This window comes from Pseudomonas sp. PvP027, from assembly GCF_017833005.1.
GTDB lineage: Bacteria > Pseudomonadota > Gammaproteobacteria > Pseudomonadales > Pseudomonadaceae > Aquipseudomonas > Aquipseudomonas congelans.
Genome location: NZ_JAFIBK010000001.1, coordinates 2,099,535 through 2,116,643, shown reverse-complemented (window position 1 = coordinate 2,116,643; position 17,109 = coordinate 2,099,535). Strand labels below are relative to the sequence as shown.

Annotated in this window: 10 protein-coding genes; 2 read left to right on the top strand and 8 right to left on the bottom strand. The window is 60.2% G+C overall.

Going from position 1 to position 17,109, the window contains the following annotated elements; translation table 11 throughout:
• Positions 1-117 precede the first annotated feature (117 nt).
• From JOE33_RS08725 to JOE33_RS08695, 7 genes are all read right to left on the bottom strand, one after another.
• On the bottom strand, positions 118-330 hold the full coding sequence (locus JOE33_RS08725; RefSeq protein WP_003365337.1) for a cold-shock protein: 213 nt from the start codon (positions 328-330) through the stop codon (positions 118-120).
• A gap of 411 nt (positions 331-741) precedes the next feature.
• Positions 742-1,866 (bottom strand): glycine cleavage system aminomethyltransferase GcvT, encoded by a 1,125-nt coding sequence (gcvT, locus tag JOE33_RS08720; RefSeq protein WP_032615805.1) that lies wholly within the window; start codon positions 1,864-1,866, stop codon positions 742-744.
• Positions 1,867-1,947: 81 nt separating this feature from the next.
• The gene (gcvP, locus tag JOE33_RS08715; protein ID WP_032615803.1) at positions 1,948-4,812 is read right to left on the bottom strand and encodes an aminomethyl-transferring glycine dehydrogenase; all 2,865 of its coding nucleotides are present in this window, start codon (positions 4,810-4,812) and stop codon (positions 1,948-1,950) included.
• 10 nt (positions 4,813-4,822) lie between these two features.
• Complete coding sequence (gcvH, locus tag JOE33_RS08710) at positions 4,823-5,206, bottom strand: glycine cleavage system protein GcvH (protein WP_187625144.1); 384 nt, start codon at positions 5,204-5,206, stop codon at positions 4,823-4,825.
• Between the two features lie 318 nt (positions 5,207-5,524).
• On the bottom strand, positions 5,525-7,018 hold the full coding sequence (locus tag JOE33_RS08705; RefSeq protein ID WP_187625184.1) for a TolC family protein: 1,494 nt from the start codon (positions 7,016-7,018) through the stop codon (positions 5,525-5,527).
• A 94-nt stretch (positions 7,019-7,112) separates the two neighbouring features.
• Entirely contained in the window at positions 7,113-14,288 is a 7,176-nt protein-coding gene (locus tag JOE33_RS08700; RefSeq protein ID WP_209924148.1) for an Ig-like domain-containing protein, read from the bottom strand.
• 139 nt (positions 14,289-14,427) lie between these two features.
• Positions 14,428-15,264 carry a sulfotransferase gene (locus tag JOE33_RS08695; protein ID WP_187625143.1) on the bottom strand — a complete coding sequence of 279 codons (837 nt, stop codon included), beginning with the start codon at positions 15,262-15,264 and terminating at the stop codon, positions 14,428-14,430.
• 360 nt (positions 15,265-15,624) lie between these two features.
• Between JOE33_RS08695 and JOE33_RS08690 the strand changes: the two genes are divergently transcribed.
• Entirely contained in the window at positions 15,625-16,215 is a 591-nt protein-coding gene (locus JOE33_RS08690) for a tail fiber protein (RefSeq protein WP_010436688.1), read from the top strand.
• Positions 16,216-16,269: 54 nt separating this feature from the next.
• Positions 16,270-16,581, top strand: coding sequence for a hypothetical protein (locus tag JOE33_RS08685; protein WP_010436691.1), 312 nt, complete (start codon positions 16,270-16,272; stop codon positions 16,579-16,581).
• Here JOE33_RS08685 and JOE33_RS08680 read toward each other — a convergent pair whose 3' ends face one another.
• On the bottom strand, positions 16,582-17,091 hold the full coding sequence (locus JOE33_RS08680) for a GNAT family N-acetyltransferase (RefSeq protein WP_010436694.1): 510 nt from the start codon (positions 17,089-17,091) through the stop codon (positions 16,582-16,584).
• Positions 17,092-17,109: the final 18 nt, after the last annotated feature.

Below are 17,109 nucleotides of genomic sequence, written 5' to 3'. Positions count from 1 at the left end.
GCCGACCCCTGGGTCGGCTTTTTCATGGGCGCTTTCTCAGCCCTGCAAATCCCGCATGCAAAAAAGCCTCTGGCATCGCTGCCAGAGGCTTTCTTGTGGAGACGTGGTGCGTCGTTCTCAGCCTTCGGCTTGAACTTCGTCAGCCTGCATGCCTTTCTGGCCTTGCACTGCAACGAAGGTAACTTTCTGGCCTTCTTTCAGGCTCTTGAAGCCGTTACCCTGGATCGCGCGGAAGTGTACGAACAGATCCGGCCCGCTCTCAGGAGTGATAAAACCAAAACCTTTTTCGTCGTTGAACCACTTGACGGTACCGCTCTGACGTTCAGCCATTTTCTTATTTCCCTGACGCTTGACTTGAATTGGTTACAGCCTCTTTCACATGAAAGAGCACTGGGGCTGGTTGCAGGAAGTAAGAAACGTAGAACGGGTTGTAGCAAACCTAGAGCTACTGCCCAGGTCCAGATTCGGCGACCCATGCAAACACAGTTCGGAAACTCTACGCCAAGTCCAGTTACAAATACAACCCCCTTGCCGGACACCCTGTTTCCGGGGGGTTGGCCTTATACCGGGAGTGTTTGCATGGCGTGCACGGTGGTTGATCCCTCATAACATTTTGCACTTTATAGGTGCATTTTTTGCATATATGACGGACTGTTCACGCGGTTGAAATACTGCCGAAACACTGCAGGGGAAGAGTGCTCCAGCAACACCGAAGTGTTGCTGTTTTTTTGACGCCGCTATTTAACCGCGGAAGTAACGTTGCGCAACGAAAGGCATTTTTGCAACGAGCATGGGGACTCTCTTGCCGCGCACCATTGCCCACACAGGTGTATTCAGTGCGGTGTAATCGTTATGCAGATAACCCATGGCCAGCGGCCCGGCCAGAGAGGGGCCAAAACCGCCACTGCACACGGTACCGATAACAGTGCCTTGTTCATCGACGATCTCTGTACCTTCACGCACTGGCGTGCGCTCTTGGGGGAGCAGTCCGACCCGCTTCCTGCTGACACCGTTCTGCTGCTGGGCAAAGATTCGCTCGGCTCCCGGAAAGCCGCCTGCACGCTCACCGTCGGCGCGGCGCACTTTGGAAATGGCCCATAACAGACTGGCCTCGATCGGCGAGCTGTGCGTGTCCATGTCATGGCCGTACAGGCACAGGCCGGCTTCCAGCCGCAGCGAGTCACGTGCGCCCAGACCGATCGGGGCAACTTCCGGTTCTTCCAGCAGGCGGCGCGCCAGGGCTTCAGCCTGTTCGGCAGGCACTGAAATTTCATAGCCGTCTTCACCGGTATAGCCCGAGCGACTGACATAGCATTTGATACCCAGCAGCGTGACGCCGGCGAACTGCATGAAAGTCATTTTGGCGACTTCCGGGGCGAGGCGTGCCAGTACGGTCACAGCGGCTGGCCCTTGCAGCGCGAGCAGGGCGCGTTCTTCAAACAGTGGTTCGATCTTGCAATGCCCGGCCATATGCTTGCACAAGTGCGCCAGGTCCTGATCCTTGCAGGCTGCGTTGACCACCAGCATCAACTGGTCGTTGCCGAGATTGGCAACCATCAGGTCATCGAGAATGCCGCCGTTCTCGTCGGTGAACATCGCATAACGCTGCATGCCGACCGGCAGGTCAATGATGTCCACCGGCACCAGGGCTTCCAGCGCCTTGGCGGCGTCTGCACCGGTAAGGCGAATCTGGCCCATGTGCGAGACATCGAACAGACCGGCCTGAGCGCGGGTGTGCAGGTGCTCTTTCATTACGCCAGCCGGGTATTGAACAGGCATGTCGTAACCGGCGAAGGGCACCATCTTTGCGCCGAGTTCGCGGTGCAGCGCGTGCAGGGGAGTGGTCAGCAGTGATTCTGTGGACATGTTCGATTCCTTGTTGAGCGGGCCGTACCGATGGCACTCCCTGTTCGCGCAGCGCGATCAGGCAGTGCCAGGCAGGGGCTGTCACGCTTCCTGATAGTTCTCGATGGACGGGCAGGCGCAGACCAGGTTGCGGTCGCCGAAGACATTGTCGACACGACCGACCGGAGGCCAGTACTTGTTCTCGATCAGCGAATCGACCGGGTACACCGCCTGTTCGCGGCTGTAAGGATGGCTCCACTGGCCGACGATTTCGGCAGCGGTGTGCGGCGCGTTTTTCAGCGGGTTGTCATCCTTGTCCAGGCTGCCGTTTTCAACCGCGCGGATTTCTTCGCGGATCTTGATCATGGCGTCGCAGAAGCGGTCCAGTTCTTCTCTGGACTCACTTTCGGTCGGCTCGATCATCAAGGTCCCGGCGACCGGGAACGACATGGTCGGGGCATGGAAACCGAAGTCGATCAGGCGCTTGGCCACGTCGTCTACGCTGATGCCGCTGCTGTCCTTGATCGGGCGCAGGTCGAGGATGCACTCGTGCGCGACCAGGCCGTTGCTGCCGGTGTAGAGCACCGGGTAATGCTCCTCCAGACGGCGCGAGATGTAGTTGGCATTGAGAATCGCCAGCTGCGAAGCGCGTTTCAGGCCTTCACCGCCCATCATGCGGATGTACATCCAGGTAATGGGCAGAATGCTGGCGCTGCCGAATGGTGCTGCGCAGACTGCGCCTTCCTTGCGCTCCATGCGGGCATGGCCGGGCATGAAAGGGGCGAGATGGGATTTCACGCCGATCGGGCCAACGCCCGGGCCGCCACCGCCGTGGGGGATGCAGAAGGTCTTGTGCAGGTTGAGGTGGGATACGTCGCCGCCGAACTTGCCCGGTGCGCAGAGACCGACCATGGCGTTCATGTTTGCGCCATCGATGTAGACCTGGCCACCGTTGTCATGAACGATGCCGCAGATTTCGCGAATGCCTTCTTCGAACACGCCGTGGGTCGACGGGTAGGTGATCATGATCGCCGCCAACTGGTCACGATGCTGAGTGGCCTTGGCGCGCAGGTCTTCGATGTCGACGTTGCCGCGTGCATCGCAGGCAGTCACCACGACGCGCATACCGGCCATGTTGGCGGTCGCCGGGTTGGTACCGTGCGCCGAAGAAGGGATCAGGCAGATGTCGCGATGTTCGTCGCCACGGCTCTGGTGGTAGGCGCGGATAGCCAGCAGTCCGGCGTATTCGCCCTGCGAGCCGGCGTTCGGCTGCAGCGAGATCGCGTCGTAACCGGTGGCCGCACAGAGCATGGCCTCCAGCTCATCGGTCAGTTGCTGATAACCGGCGCTTTGCTCGGCCGGGGCAAAAGGGTGCAGGTTGCCGAACTCGGCCCAGGTCACCGGGATCATTTCGCTGGCGGCATTGAGCTTCATGGTGCACGAGCCCAGCGGAATCATGGTGCGATCCAGCGCCAGGTCCTTGTCGGCCAGCTTGCGCAGGTAGCGCATCAGCTCGGTTTCCGAGTGGTAGCGGTTGAACACCGGGTGACTGAGGATCGCCGACTGACGCAGCAGCCCGGCCGGCAGGCGTGACTGCACGCTGTCTGCCAGCGCGGCGAAGTCCGGCAGGCTCTGGCCTTCGCCGGCGAAGATTGCCCACAGGGTTTCGACTGCCGACTGCGAGGTGGTCTCGTCCAGGGACAGGCCCAGACGCTGGTCATCGATTTCGCGCAGATTGATGTGCCTGGCGCGGGCGGCAGCGTGCAGTGCAGCGGTCCTGTCCCCGGTGTGCAAGGTCAGGCTGTCGAAGAAAAATGCCTGCTCGGCCTTCAGGCCCAGCGTGCTCAGACCTTCGGCAAGAATCGCGGTCAGTTGGTGAACGCGATTGGCGATCTGTGTCAGGCCGCGCGGACCATGGTAGACGGCGTACATGCTGGCGATGTTGGCCAGCAGCACCTGTGCGGTGCAGATGTTGCTGGTGGCCTTCTCGCGACGAATATGCTGTTCGCGGGTCTGCATGGCCAGGCGCAGGGCCTGCTTGCCGTGACGGTCCACCGACACGCCGACCAGACGGCCTGGCATGTCACGCTTGAACGCATCGCGGGTCGAGAAGTAGGCCGCATGCGGGCCACCGAAGCCCAGCGGCACCCCGAAGCGCTGGGCGCTACCGATCGCCACGTCAGCGCCGAACTCGCCTGGCGGGGTCAGCAGGGTAAGGGCCAGCAGGTCGGCAGCCACGGCGACCAGGGCGTTGGCCGCGTGGAAGCGCTCGACCAGCTCGCGGTAATCGAACACATCGCCATTGCTGGCCGGGTATTGCAGCAGCGCGCCGAAGTAATCGCTGACATCCTCCAGCTCGTGCTCATCGGCCACGACCACGGTGATGCCCAATGGCTCGGCGCGGGTACGCAACACATCCAGGGTCTGCGGGTGGCAGTGGCTGGACGCGAAAAACTGCTGGCTAGCCTTGTTTTTGCTCAAGCGTTTGCAAAAGGTCATTGCTTCGGCGGCCGCGGTGGCTTCGTCGAGCAGAGAGGCATTGGCAATCGGCAGGCCGGTGAGGTCGCTGATCAGTGTCTGGAAATTGAGCAGTGACTCCAGGCGGCCCTGGGAAATCTCTGGCTGATAAGGCGTGTAGGCGGTGTACCAGGCCGGGTTTTCCAGCAGGTTGCGCAGGATCGGTGCTGGCGTGTGGGTGTTGTAGTAACCCTGGCCGATGTAGGTCTTGAACAACTGGTTCTTGCTGGCGATGGCCTTGATCGACGCCAGCGCATCGGCTTCGCTCTGCCCGGCAGGCAGGTTCAGAACGCTGGTGCCCTTGATGCTTTCCGGAATGACGCTGTCGCTCAGCGCTTCAATGGAATCGAAACCCAGCGTTTGCAGCATGGCCTGTTCGTCGGCCGCGCGCGGGCCGATGTGGCGGGCGATGAATTCGTTGGCAGTGGTCAGTTCAATACGGTCAGTCATGGCGTGCTCCTCAGGCTTCGGCGTTGGCTTTGATCAGACGGTCATAGGCGTCCTGATCCAGCAGGCCGTGAATGGCGTTGGCGTCTTGTGGGATGAAGCGAAAGAACCAGCCCGCACCAAGGGCATCTCCATTGACCAGCTCCGGCGTGGCGTCGAGGGCGGAATTGACCTCGACGACTTCACCGTCCAACGGCATGTTGATGCTGCTGGCGGCTTTCACCGATTCCACCACCGACACTTCAGCGTGTTGAGTGTAGGCCTGTAATTCCGGGAGCTGCACGAAGACCACATCGCCCAGCGACTCCTGCGCGTAGGGCGTAATGCCGACCGTCACGCTGCCGTCGGTTTCGGCACGCAGCCATTCATGGTCAACGGTGAATCGCAACTCGCTCATACAAACTCCTCGGAGAACAGGGCTCGCGCAGCACGCGAGCAATATGAGTCATGACTTAGCAATTTAGCGGCCATGTTTTATTTATCTATTTAAATCAGTGGTTTAACAGTTTTTTACGCGAACGTGCCGATTCTGGCTGTAGCGAAATCGATACACTGTTCAGCCATTTGAAAATGTGTGTCTGATCAAGGCCTTGATACGCGCGGAGTGGAGTGCTTTGGAGTGAAAACGTTACAGTGGAACGATTTCGTTTCGGCAGGAGTGTCGTCGCATTCAGCCAGCGCATGAGCACTGGCTGAATGGTGTTCATAGAGCGGTTTACGGCTTGGGCGTGGTAGCGGCTACCGAAATATTTCCTGCTTCCCATTGGGACTCGCGCGCACCCAGTGCAACAGCAATGGCCTGTACTTTGGTCGAAGGAAGTTCCTGTGGCAGCGGATCAAGTCCCGCGCTGGCGAAGATCTGGCCATAAGCGTTACGCAGGTCGGCATACGCCAGGTCACGCCGCAAGTCGGCTTGCAGGGTGTTTAGTTCGCCCTGAATCAAGTCCAGTTCGCCCAGGCTGGCAGCCTGGTAACGGTTGCGCAGCTGGCCGACAATCTGGCTGTCGATGTTCGACAACTGCTGGCTTGTCTTGAACTGGCGCAAGGCTTCGTTGTAGTTGGCATTGGCTACATAAAGCTGGGCCAGCACTGCGATGGACATCGCCTGGCGGCGTGCGGCAGCAACTTCTTCGCCAGCCTTGGCTGCGTCAATGGCGGCAGGTGCCGACAGCACGTTGAACAGGTTCCAGGTGACTTTTACGCCCAGGTCAGCCCATTTGTCGTTGACCAGAAACGAGTTGCTGTCGTAATGGCCTCCTGCCGAGAACTCCAGGCCCGGCAGCATGCGCAACATGGCCTTGCGGGTTTCGGCCGAGCTGATGCGGGTCTGATAATCCTGCTCGCGCAGTTCGGGGCGGCTGGCCAGCGCTTCGGTTTCCAGGCGTGCCATGTCGACCTTGAGTTCCGGGATCGAGTAGTCGTCCGGCGTGGCCAGCTTCAAATCCGTGCCCAACGGCAGGTTGATCAGGGTCGCCAGTTCGGTCTTGGCCAGCGAGAGCGCCTTGCGCTGCTCTTCCAGCTGACGCGTCGCCTGGATCAGCGAGCGCTGGTAACCCAGTGCCTGCACCGGATCACCCACACGCTGCTCGCTCATTTTCTGGCTGTTGGCCTGGGCTTTCTCGACCCGCGCCATCAGGCTGTCGATCTGCGTGAGCATGCGTTCGGCAGCTACGGCGCGCCAGTAGGCCGAGCGCACGTCCTGAACGATGGTGTTGACCACCTTGCGACGCCGTTCCTGAACGATCAGGCGCTGGTCGCCTTGTTGTTTGGCGCTGATGTAGCTGACGCCGAAGTCGAGCACGTTCCATACCATGGTCAGGTCAGCGACCCGGCGGCTGCGGTCTTGCGAAGTCGAAGGTTCGAGGGACTGGGTTCCGGTCTCGACACTTTCGCTGCTCGACGCGCTGACGTTGCTGCGCCCTGCATAGCCGGCGGAGAGTGCCATGCGCGGCAGCATGTCGAAGCTGGCGAGGTCCAACTGGCGCTTGGCCAGGGCCTCCTCCATGATTTTCAGACGCGCCTCAAGGTTGTACTTCACCGCGCGGGCCATGGCCTGGTGCAGGGTCAAGGCGCCGTTCAATGGCTCCTGATCCCGGTACATCAGTTGCAGGTCACTTTTAGCGCGCTGCTCGCTGACGCTCCGGTCGATCGGCTGGCTGGTGACAGCGCAACCACTCACTACCAGCGCCAGCAGGCTGATGCTGAACAACGTATGACTTCTTTTCATGCTCCGACCGCCCCTTGCTACCGCATTCTTTTTTTATGAGCGCCGTACAGGGACGGCGCATGACTCAAACTCTGTTTCAGGCTTGCGCTTGACTCACACCGACTTCCCCTAAAGCCCATGCCAGTTCGCGCAGTTTTTCTTGCTCGTTATCAGTGATCTGTTGCAACTGCTGACCCAGGGTCAGTGCACCGAAACCTGCCTGGATGCTCTGCGACGAATCTTGCAAGCTATTGCTGCCTGCGCCTTCGAACGCTGCTGTCGTCGAAGTACCGGTAGCTGTTTCACGTGAAAACAGGGTCGACAGCGTACTGGTGCCGAATACGCTGCCTTCTCCGCTGCCGAAACCTATGAACCCGGACCCCGGGCCCCCGACACTGTTCGAGTCGAAGACCTGAGCGATGAAGCTCGGTGCCAGGGCACGATTGGTAATGAAAATATTGCCCACAGGCGGCAGATCACCCCCCGTGGTGCGCTGTTCGAACAACGGCGAGAAGCTCAACGGCGATCCCAGGTTGCCGGTAGGCAGGCTGAACAGTGCCGGTTGAAGTGACAGATTTGCCGTGCTGATCAGCGGCGCCGGTGCATCGACCCGGAACTGCGGGTCGCCCGCCAGCGATGTCGTGGTGATGCTGTAGTTGGCAGACAGCGCGATGCCTGTGCCTGCATTGCCGGCCCGGTCACTCACGTTGCTGCTGTCCAGCACGATGAAATTGCTCGGGTCAGTCACGTTCGCTGTCGGTGTCAGGGTCGCGGTCCAGGTGGCCCCGCCATCGCTGCTGGCCAGACTGGACAGCGTGCCGTTGGCAACGCTGATGTCCGACAGCGTGAAGTTGGTGACCGGCTCGCTGAAGGCAAACGTCACCACTGAGGTCTGGCCCGTCGCCAGGTTCGGGTTGGCAATAGAGATATTCGCCGTCGGGCGCTGATTATCGATGGTGTAATTACTGGAGAGCGCTATTGTCGCGCCAGCATTGCCTGCCAGATCATTCACCGTGCCACTGTCCAGAACGATGAAGTTGTTGAGTGCGGTGACATTGGTGTCCGGCGTCAGGGTCGCGGTCCAGGTGCGCCCGCCGTCATCGCTGGTCAGATTGGAGAGGGTGCCATTGCCCACGCTGATGTCCGACAGGTCGAAATTGGTCACGCGCTCGCTGAAGGCGAAGGTCACCACTGAGGTCTGACCGATGGCCAGACTCGGGTTGGCGACCGTTATGGTCGCAGTCGGGCGCTGAGTGTCGATGGTGTAATTGTTCGAGGCCGTGGTGCCGCCGCCTGTGTTGCCCGACGCATTGCTGACGCCCGTATTGTCCAGTGTGATCAGGTTGGTCGCATCAGTCACATTCGCCGCTGGCGTAAAGGTCGCGGTCCAGGTGATGCCGCCATCGTTGCTGGAAACCGCACTCAAGGTACCGTTGGCCACGCTGAGGTCGGCATTGTTGAAGCCGCTTACCGCTTCGCTGAAGGTGATAGTCACCGGCGAGGTTTCACCGACCGACAGCGCGCTGTCGGCGACCACAATGGTGGCGGTCGGCTGAAGGGTGGCGATGCTGTAATTATTGGAGTTGGTTACGCCGCCTCCGGTATTGCCAGCCAGGTCGGCTACGCCAGTGTTGTTCAGCGCGATCAGGTTGGTGCCGTCGGCGATGTTGATGGCTGGCGTGAAGGTTGCCGTCCAGGTGACACCGCCATCATTGCTGCTGACGGCGCTCAAAGTGCCATTGGCAACGCTCAGGTCGCTGTTGTCGAAGCCGCTGACGGCCTCACTGAAGGTGATGGTCACCAGCGAGGTTTCACCCACTGACAGTGCGTTGTCGGCCACCACGATGCTGGCAGTCGGACGTGCTGTGTCGATGGCGTAATTATTGGAGAGTGTCAGGCCGGTTCCCGCATTACCCGCCAGATCGGTGACGCCTGCGTTGTTCAGGGTCACCAGATTGCTGCTGTCGGTAGTGCCGACCGATGGCGTCAGCGTGGCTGTCCATGTGATGCCACCGTCGCTGCTGCTCAGCGCGCTCAACGTACCGTTGGCCACCACCAGATCGGCGTTGCTGAAGCCACTGACTGCTTCGCCGAAGGTAATGGTAACCAGCGAGGTTTCACCGATGGTCAGCGTATTGTCGGCGATCACGATGTTCGCAGCAGGGCGCAGGGTATCGATGGCGTAGTTGTTGGAGGAGGTAATGCCGCTGCCGGGGTTGCCCGAGGCATTGGCAAACCCGGTGTTATCCAGGGTGATCAGGTTGCTCGCGTCGGTGACATTGGCCGTCGGTGTGAAGGTCGCCGTCCAGGTGATGCCGCCATCGCTGCTGCTGACTGCGCTCAATGTGCCGTTCTCGACTGTCAGGTCGGCATTGTTGAAGCCACTGACCGCTTCGCTGAAGGTGATGGTCACCAGCGAGGTTTCACCAACCGACAGGGCGCTGTCGGCGACCACAATGGTGGCGGTCGGCTGAAAGGTGTCGATGCTGTAATTATTTGAGTTGGTTACGCCGCTTCCGGTATTGCCGGCCAGGTCGGCTATGCCAGCGTTGTTCAGCGTGATCAGGTTGGTGCTGTCGGCGATGTTGATGGCTGGCGTGAAGGTTGCCGTCCAGGTGACACCGCCATCACTGCTGCTGACGGCGCTCAAGGTGCCATTGGCAACGCTCAGGTCGCTGTTGTCGAAACCGCCGACGGCCTCACTGAAGGTGATGGTCACCAGGGAGGTCTCACCCACTGACAGTGCGTTGTCGGCCATCACAATGCTGGCAGTCGGACGTACTGTGTCGATGGCGTAATTATTGGAAGGTGTCAGACCGGTTCCTGCATTACCCGCCAGATCGGTGACGCCAGCGTTGTTCAGGGTCACCAGATTGCTGCTGTCGGTAGTGCCAACCGATGGGGTCAGCGTGGCTGTCCACGTGAGGCCTCCGTCGCTGCTGCTCAGCGCGCTCAACGTACCGTTGGCCACCACCAGATCGGCGTTGCTGAAGCCACTGACCGCTTCGCTGAAAGTAATGGTCACCAGCGAGGTTTCACCGATGCTCAGCGTACTGTCGGCGATTACAATGGCCGCAGTCGGGCGCAGGGTGTCGATGGCGTAGTTGTTCGACGCGGTGGTGCCGGTGCCGGTAACGCCAGAGCCGTTGGCAAACCCGGTGTTGTCCAGCGTGATCAGGTTGCTCGCGTCGGTGACATTGGTCGTCGGCGTGAAGGTCGCGGTCCAGGTGATGCCGCCATCGCTGCTGCTGACTGCGCTCAATGTGCCGTTCTCGACCGTCAGGTCGGCATTGTTGAAGCCGCTGACTGCTTCGCTGAAGGTGATGGTCACCAGCGAGGTTTCCCCCACCGTCAGGGCGCTGTCGGCGACCACGACGGTGGCGGTCGGCTGCTGTGTGGCAATGGTGAAATTGCCGGAATCGGTCGTGCCGCTGCCGATATTTCCTGCCAGATCGGCTACGCCTGTGTTGGCCAGAGTGATGATGTTGGTGGTATCGGCCACATTGGCATTCGGCGTGTAGGTCGCGGTCCAGGTGACGCCGCCGTCGATGCTGCTGACCGCGCTCAGCGTGCCGTTCGGCACCGTCAGGTCGGCGTTGGTAAAACCGCTCACGGCTTCGCTGAACGTGACCGTCACCAGTGAGGTTTCACCGCCGGTCAGGGCGCTGTCCGACATCGAGATACTGGCTGTCGGGCGCGCTGTGTCGATGGCGTAGTTGTTCGAGGTGCTCAGACCGCTGCCTGCGTTACCCGCCAGATCGGCCACACCGCCGTTGTTCAGAATCACCGAATTGCTGTTGCTGGTAATCCCTGTTGTCGGCGTCAGGGTTGCGGTCCAGGTGATACCGCCATCGCTGCTGCTGACCGCGCTCAGGGTGCCATTGCTGATATTCAGATCAGCATTGGTGAAACCGCTGACCGCTTCGTTGAAGGTGATGGTCACCAGCGAGGTTTCAGCTATGTACAGAGCGTTGTCTGCCACCACGATGCTGGCGGTAGGCCGCTGGGTGTCGATGGCGTAATTGTTGGAGTTGATCGTGCCTGTGCCTGCGTTACCGGAAGCGTTGGCAACACCCCTTGTATCCAGCGTGATCAGGTTGGTGGTGTCGGTTACGTTTGCGCCTGGTGTGAGGGTTGCGGTCCAGGTGATGCCGCCGTTACTGCTGCTCACCGCGCTCAAGGTGCCATTGGCAATGGTCAGGTCGGCATTGGTGAACCCGGTCACGGCTTCGCTGAAGGTGATGCTGACCAGAGAGGTCTCGCCGGCGGAAAGGGCGCTGTCGTCGACGACCACTGTGGCGCTCGGGCGCACGGTGTCGATGGTAAAGTTGCCCGAGTTGCTCGTCCCGGCCCCGGCGTTGCCAGCCAGGTCCGCTACACCCGTGTTGCTCAGGCTGATCAGGTTGGTGGTGTCATTGACATTGTTGTTCGGCGTGTAGGTCGCGGTCCAGGTGATGCCGCCGTCGCTGCTGGTGACGGTGCTCAAGGTGCCATTGGGCACTGTCAGGTCGGCATTGGTAAACCCGCTGACGGCTTCGCTGAATGTAATGGTTACCAGTGATGTTTCGTCAGCCGTGAGGCTGGCGTCTGCCACCAGAATGCTCACGGTCGGGCGCTGTGTATCGATGGCGTAGTTGTTCGAGTTTGTGGTCCCCGAGCCCGTATTGCCCGCCGCATCGCTGACACCTGTGTTGGCCAGAGTAATCACATTGGTGCTGTCGGTGATGTTATTGGTCGGTGTGAACGTCGCCGTCCAGACGATGTTGTTGCTCGTGGTCAGAGTGCTCAGCGTGCCATTGACGATGGTCAGGTCGGCGTTGGTGAAACCGGTCACTGCCTCACTGAAGGTGATGGTCACTTGTGAGGTTTCACCAATGCTCAGGGCGCTGTCGGTGAGCACGACGCTTGCGGTCGGACGTGCGGTGTCGATGGCGTAGTTGTTGGATGTGGCGACACCTGATCCGGTGTTCCCGGACAGATCTTGTACACCTGCCCGGTTGAGGCTGATCTGGTTGACGGTGCTGGTAAGGTCGGCGGTCGGCGTCAGCGTCGCGGTCCAGGTCTTGCCGCCATCACTGCTGCTGACAGCGGTCAATGTGCCGTTTGCCACCGTGAGGTCGGTATTGTCGAAGCCGGCGACCACTTCACTGAAGGTAATGGTGACCAGTGACGTTTCGCCTGCAGCGAGTGCGGTGTCCGCCACCACGACGGTCGCTGTCGGCGGCACGGTATCGGAGACTGCGTAGTTGTTGGAGGTCACGGTTCCGGTACCGATATTGCCGGCAGAGTCCTGCACCGCCGTTAACGGCAGGCTGATCGCATTGGAACTGTCGGAAATATTGCCGGAGGCCGTGAGAGTGGCTGTCCAGGTAATGTTGTTGGTGGTCACCAGGTTGCTCAACGTACCGTTGGGCACGGTGATCTCGGAGATTTCCAGGCCGAAGACCGGCTCACTGAACGTGAACGTGACCAGCGACGTGCCACCCGAACTCAAGGATGTGTTGGCAATCACGATGCTGGAGCCCGTCGGCGCAGTTGTATCCGCGGTATAGGCAATGTTCAGCGTGCCGCCATCGTTGAGGATGTTATTGACGGCAGTGGGTGATGTGCCGTTGGCGCTGCCCGTACTGCCGTTTCCCTGGCCGCCTGCGCCGCTGCCGCCGACGTTGCCGGTCATCGCCGAGTTGTTGCTGGACGTGATGTTGACCGTGCCTTTGTTCCAGATCGCGCCGATACCACGGCCACCGTTGCCACCAATCGTGCCGCCGCCACCACCGCCACCGCCGGCCCCGATATTGCTGCTGATGGTCGAGGTGCCGATGATCGCCAGAGTGCCGGTCGAGGCGTTGTAAATGCCGCCGACGGCTGATCCGCCTCTGCCGCCATTGGCGTCAAAGCCCGAGCCGCCGCCACCGCCGCCGATGGTCCGAACGCCGCTGGTCGCGGTGCCGCCCGCACCGCCGTTGGTGTAGCCGACAGGCGTGCCGTTTCCCCCTGCGCCGCCGCCGCTTGAATTACCGCCCTGGCCTGCCAGATAAGCAGTGCTGAACGATGCCCCGTTGCCGCCGGTATTGGCTGACGGGGCGGTGGATGTGTAGGTGCCGGCACTGCCACCCGCAGCACCGTTCTGCCCGCCAATGCCGCCGCCACCGCCGCCGCCGCCGCCCACGTTTGGCGAGTTGACGCCACCGCCACCGCCACCGCCCGCTGCCGAGTTGGCAGTGACGGTGACGTTGCGCAATGTGAGGTTGCCGGCGTTGTTGATGCCGCCGCCCAGTGCATCAGAGGCCGCAATGCTCGCGCCGCTGCTCGCACCCGCTGTGCTGGCCACGCCTCGGGTAATGATCACGCCATCGAGTGTGGCTGTGACCCCGGAATTGACCCTGATGACACTGGTTCTGTTCTGACCGTCCAGTGTCACGTCGGCCACGCCGTCGTTGTTCAGGTCGCCATCGAGGGTGATGTTCTTGCTGACCACCAGCTGGCTTTGCAGTGCAACGGTCATGCCGGTCGAGAAGGTTACGATATCGCCGTTCTGGGCATTGGTCAGCGCCTCGCGCAAGCTGCCTGTGCCGGTGTTGCTGGTAGACGTCACGGTGAAGGTCGCCAGCCCCCACTGGTAGGCGTCCATCGACTGTTGCGACAGGGCGCTGACGCTTTCGATGCTGCCGGTGGCAATTTCCAGATCCCAGTCGCCGCCCACGCCGGTACGGTTGGTGGACGCAGCAACATCCCGGCCGGTGAGGGTGGCCAGAGAATCGACGAAGCTCAGGCCCGGATCACCTTCGGCAGTGTTGCAGGCGTAAATCAGAATATCGCCGCCAGCGTTCATGTCATTGCCGATTTCGGCCAGCAGTGCGCTGCGTTGCGCAATGTTGTCGGCAGAAACGTAGCTGTTGCCCAGCCACAGATCACCGGAGTTGCCGTGTGCGATGATCTGCACTGAACTGACGCCCTGATGGGACTCCAGGTAATCGGCAACCTGTTGCAGGCCATCCCTGGTAGCGTCCAGTTCGACCACTTGAGTGCCGGGTGCAACGCCAGTCAGCAGAGCCTGCGAATCCTTGACCCGGGAGTCGACGAATACCACCGTACTGCCGGGCACGGCGGCCGGTTTGACGGGTACATCCGACGTGGCGCCGCTCTGCGCATGGGTGTCTTTACTGGCGCTACTGGCCTGTTCGGCACTCTTGGCCGATGCGTCGGGCGTTGGCTGGCTGTCCGGCTGGGCCGCTTCAGCGACCGTCGCCGCGACCGCACCGTCGAACAGCATGCGCGGTTCGAGAGACATGATCATGGGCGAAACGGGGGAGGTTGCACTCGAGGGTGCCCGCTTTGTAGTCCGCGACTTTTGTTTGTTCCACCACATGCTGCTCACCAGAGATCGAACGTTACGAGTGATAAAACCGCGGTCAGTTGACGGCGGAGTCTGATTTCATGCGGATGACGTTGGCTGCGCTGGCAGACCCGTCATTCCAGAACGACAACGCTGAATACTGCTCGAACAAGTCTGGTGGCAGGATGGTAGCCCTGGGCTCCAGCGCGACGCGGGGTTTGACCTTGTGCAGGCCGGACACGCCGAGCGCTTCATCGAACTCCGGGGCGTCATAGGCAAGGTTATTGAAATCGTGTTCAAACCACGGTTCGCCAATGAAGTCGTAGACCAGCCGCATGACGCGATCCGGTGCCTGAGACAGGAGGTCGTAATCGATCAGCAGAATCGAACTGGCATGCTCTCCGTAATAGGCTTCCTTGAGCGAGGCCCAGGCAAAACCCACCAGACGGTTGCGCTGCGCAAGCGTCTCTACCCTGCTGTAAACCGTGTTGCGTTCGACGTCGTCGTTGAACAGCTTAGTGTTTTCGAAAGGATTGGCGCGGTACAGGCGTTCGATGCTGTCCATCACCCAGGCGACATTGCGCACGCAGGCGATCACTTTGCCTTGCGGGAACAGGTCCATGAGTGCAGGCAGGCGCGCGCACCAGCCGCGGTTTGTATCGAACACCACGTCTTTGTCGGCCTTGTCGGCGTAATAGGACTCGAATATCCCGCGCAACAAACGGCGGCGCATCTCGGTGCTGATCACTGAAGAGAATTCACTGCCAGCGCTGCATTGCCCCAGAATGCAGGAAAACAATGAGCCGACCGGGCTGCTCATGCCCGCATGGAAGCGCGGGTTCTGTAGAAGAATGGCTGAGAGCAGTGTGGAGCCCGATCTGGGCAAGCCTGCAATGAAATGGAATTTCTGCATCCATGCACCCATAGAATGACTTGCTTGAGTGTGAGAACTGCGTAACAAAAATGTACTTGTATGCTAGTAGTTCGACATCATTGTGCAGATCTTAAGTAGGGAAGCCAGCGAAAAAGCCGTGCATGGCTCCGGGACCCGCGGTTTAACAGGCCTGCCTCAAGGGAAGGATGATGACTATCAGATGAACGGTAGTGAACTTTTCGGTTTTGCCAGGCAAATGTCACTGGATGTATAGCTGAAAGACGACCTGCAAATACATCCACACTCTGAAAACTGCGTCTACGCTCCTTTCCTGCCACCTGCGGGACAGTGCCCCGGTGGATCGAAGTTTCCCATGACACAGAAGAAGGATGAGGCTGTATGGAAGTTTTTATGGGTTCGATCATGACGTTTGCCTTTCCATTTGCTCCCAGTGGCTGGATGCAGTGCAATGGACAAACATTGAGCATCAATCAGTACATGGCCTTGTACAGCCTGTTGGGCGTCACTTATGGTGGTGACGGCGCGCAGGGCTTCATGCTGCCCAACCTGCAGGGCCGGGTGCCGGTCAATCAGGGGACCGGGGTCAATCTCACCAGCAGGGTGATCGGAACAGCTTCGGGCGTCGAAAAGGTCACTGTGGCCATCGCCAACATGCCGTCGCACGTGCATCAGATGAGCGCGTTGACGGCGACCACCACGATCAACCTGGCCAGTCCGGCAGTGGCAGGAGCGTCCATCGCGCCAACCGCTGACAATGCCTTTATCGGCGCTTCGACTACCGGCCCGACCTCCGCCAATATCTTCTCGCCCAGTGTGGGCACTGCACCGGTGGTGCAGAAGGGCGTCAGCACGGCCATCAGCGGAAGCATGCAGGCCGTGGGTGGCAGCCTTCCTCTCGACAGCATGAATCCGTTCCTGGTGGTGAACTTCAGTATTGCGCTGCAGGGTTATTTCCCTCAGCGGGATTGACTGATACGAGCCCAGGGACGGGCTCTTCCAACTCTTTCATGCTGGAGATGCATCATGCTGCAGGACGTTACGGTCGAACACTTCCAGAATCTGCTGGGCACTACCTGCCTGCTGCAAACAAGCAACGGGAGCCGGTTGCCTGTGCATGTCGCCTCGGTGGCCGAAAAACCACAGGCACGAGCTGCCCGGCAACAACGCATGCCGTTCAACGTGTCCCTCGAGTCACTGGAGCCCAGCGAGTTTGTCGAGGGCGCCTGTGCTATCGAGCTGCCTGAACTGGGGCTGTTGACGGGGGTTTTCGTCTCTCGCGTTCCCGCCATGGGCCGCGACGAGAACATGGCTTATTACTGCATCAGCTTCAATTGATCAAAAGGCAGCGGACTGGCCTGGATACCAGATCAGCCTTGCCGCTGCCACATCCTGCTCCTCTACCTGAAACCCCAATGCCAGATACTGCTGGCGTGCGTGGGGGTTGTTGGACCAGACCACTGTCGCTACCGGGCAGCGGATCTGTTCTGCGGCCTGCTGGACGCCCTGTAAGACCTTGCGCCCATAACCCTTGCCACGTGCGGCCGGCATGAATGCCAGATACAGGACGCGAATCTCGTTATGGCCGAAATCCGTGACCAGCGCACCGATGAGTGTTCCGAGCTTTTCAATGACATAGTGCATGGCATTGGGGAAGTTCTCTCCCAGCCCCTGATCCTGTACACGAAACTGCTGAGCGATCACCTCTTCCACCTGATCGCGTTCGCCGTCGACCAATTGCAGGTCTGGACGCGCCGAGTGATAGAGCATCTGCAGAAAGGCACCGTCGGTTTCTCTGGATGGCCGCACGACCAGTCCATCGGTGTTGGCAAATGGCTTGTTTTGCATGTCTGCTGTCCTCTTTCC

Bases quoted from the DNA above. Each gene is read 5' to 3' on its own strand.
- JOE33_RS08725 (WP_003365337.1), bottom strand. From the start codon at position 330: ATGGCTGAACGTCAGAGCGGTACCGTCAAGTGGTTCAACGACGAAAAA.
- gcvT (WP_032615805.1), bottom strand. From the start codon at position 1,866: ATGTCCACAGAATCACTGCTGACCACTCCCCTGCACGCGCTGCACCGC.
- gcvP (WP_032615803.1), bottom strand. From the start codon at position 4,812: ATGACTGACCGTATTGAACTGACCACTGCCAACGAATTCATCGCCCGC.
- gcvH (WP_187625144.1), bottom strand. From the start codon at position 5,206: ATGAGCGAGTTGCGATTCACCGTTGACCATGAATGGCTGCGTGCCGAA.
- JOE33_RS08700 (WP_209924148.1), bottom strand. From the start codon at position 14,288: ATGCTGTTCGACGGTGCGGTCGCGGCGACGGTCGCTGAAGCGGCCCAG.
- JOE33_RS08695 (WP_187625143.1), bottom strand. From the start codon at position 15,264: ATGCAGAAATTCCATTTCATTGCAGGCTTGCCCAGATCGGGCTCCACA.
- JOE33_RS08690 (WP_010436688.1), top strand. From the start codon at position 15,625: ATGGAAGTTTTTATGGGTTCGATCATGACGTTTGCCTTTCCATTTGCT.
- JOE33_RS08685 (WP_010436691.1), top strand. From the start codon at position 16,270: ATGCTGCAGGACGTTACGGTCGAACACTTCCAGAATCTGCTGGGCACT.
- JOE33_RS08680 (WP_010436694.1), bottom strand. From the start codon at position 17,091: ATGCAAAACAAGCCATTTGCCAACACCGATGGACTGGTCGTGCGGCCA.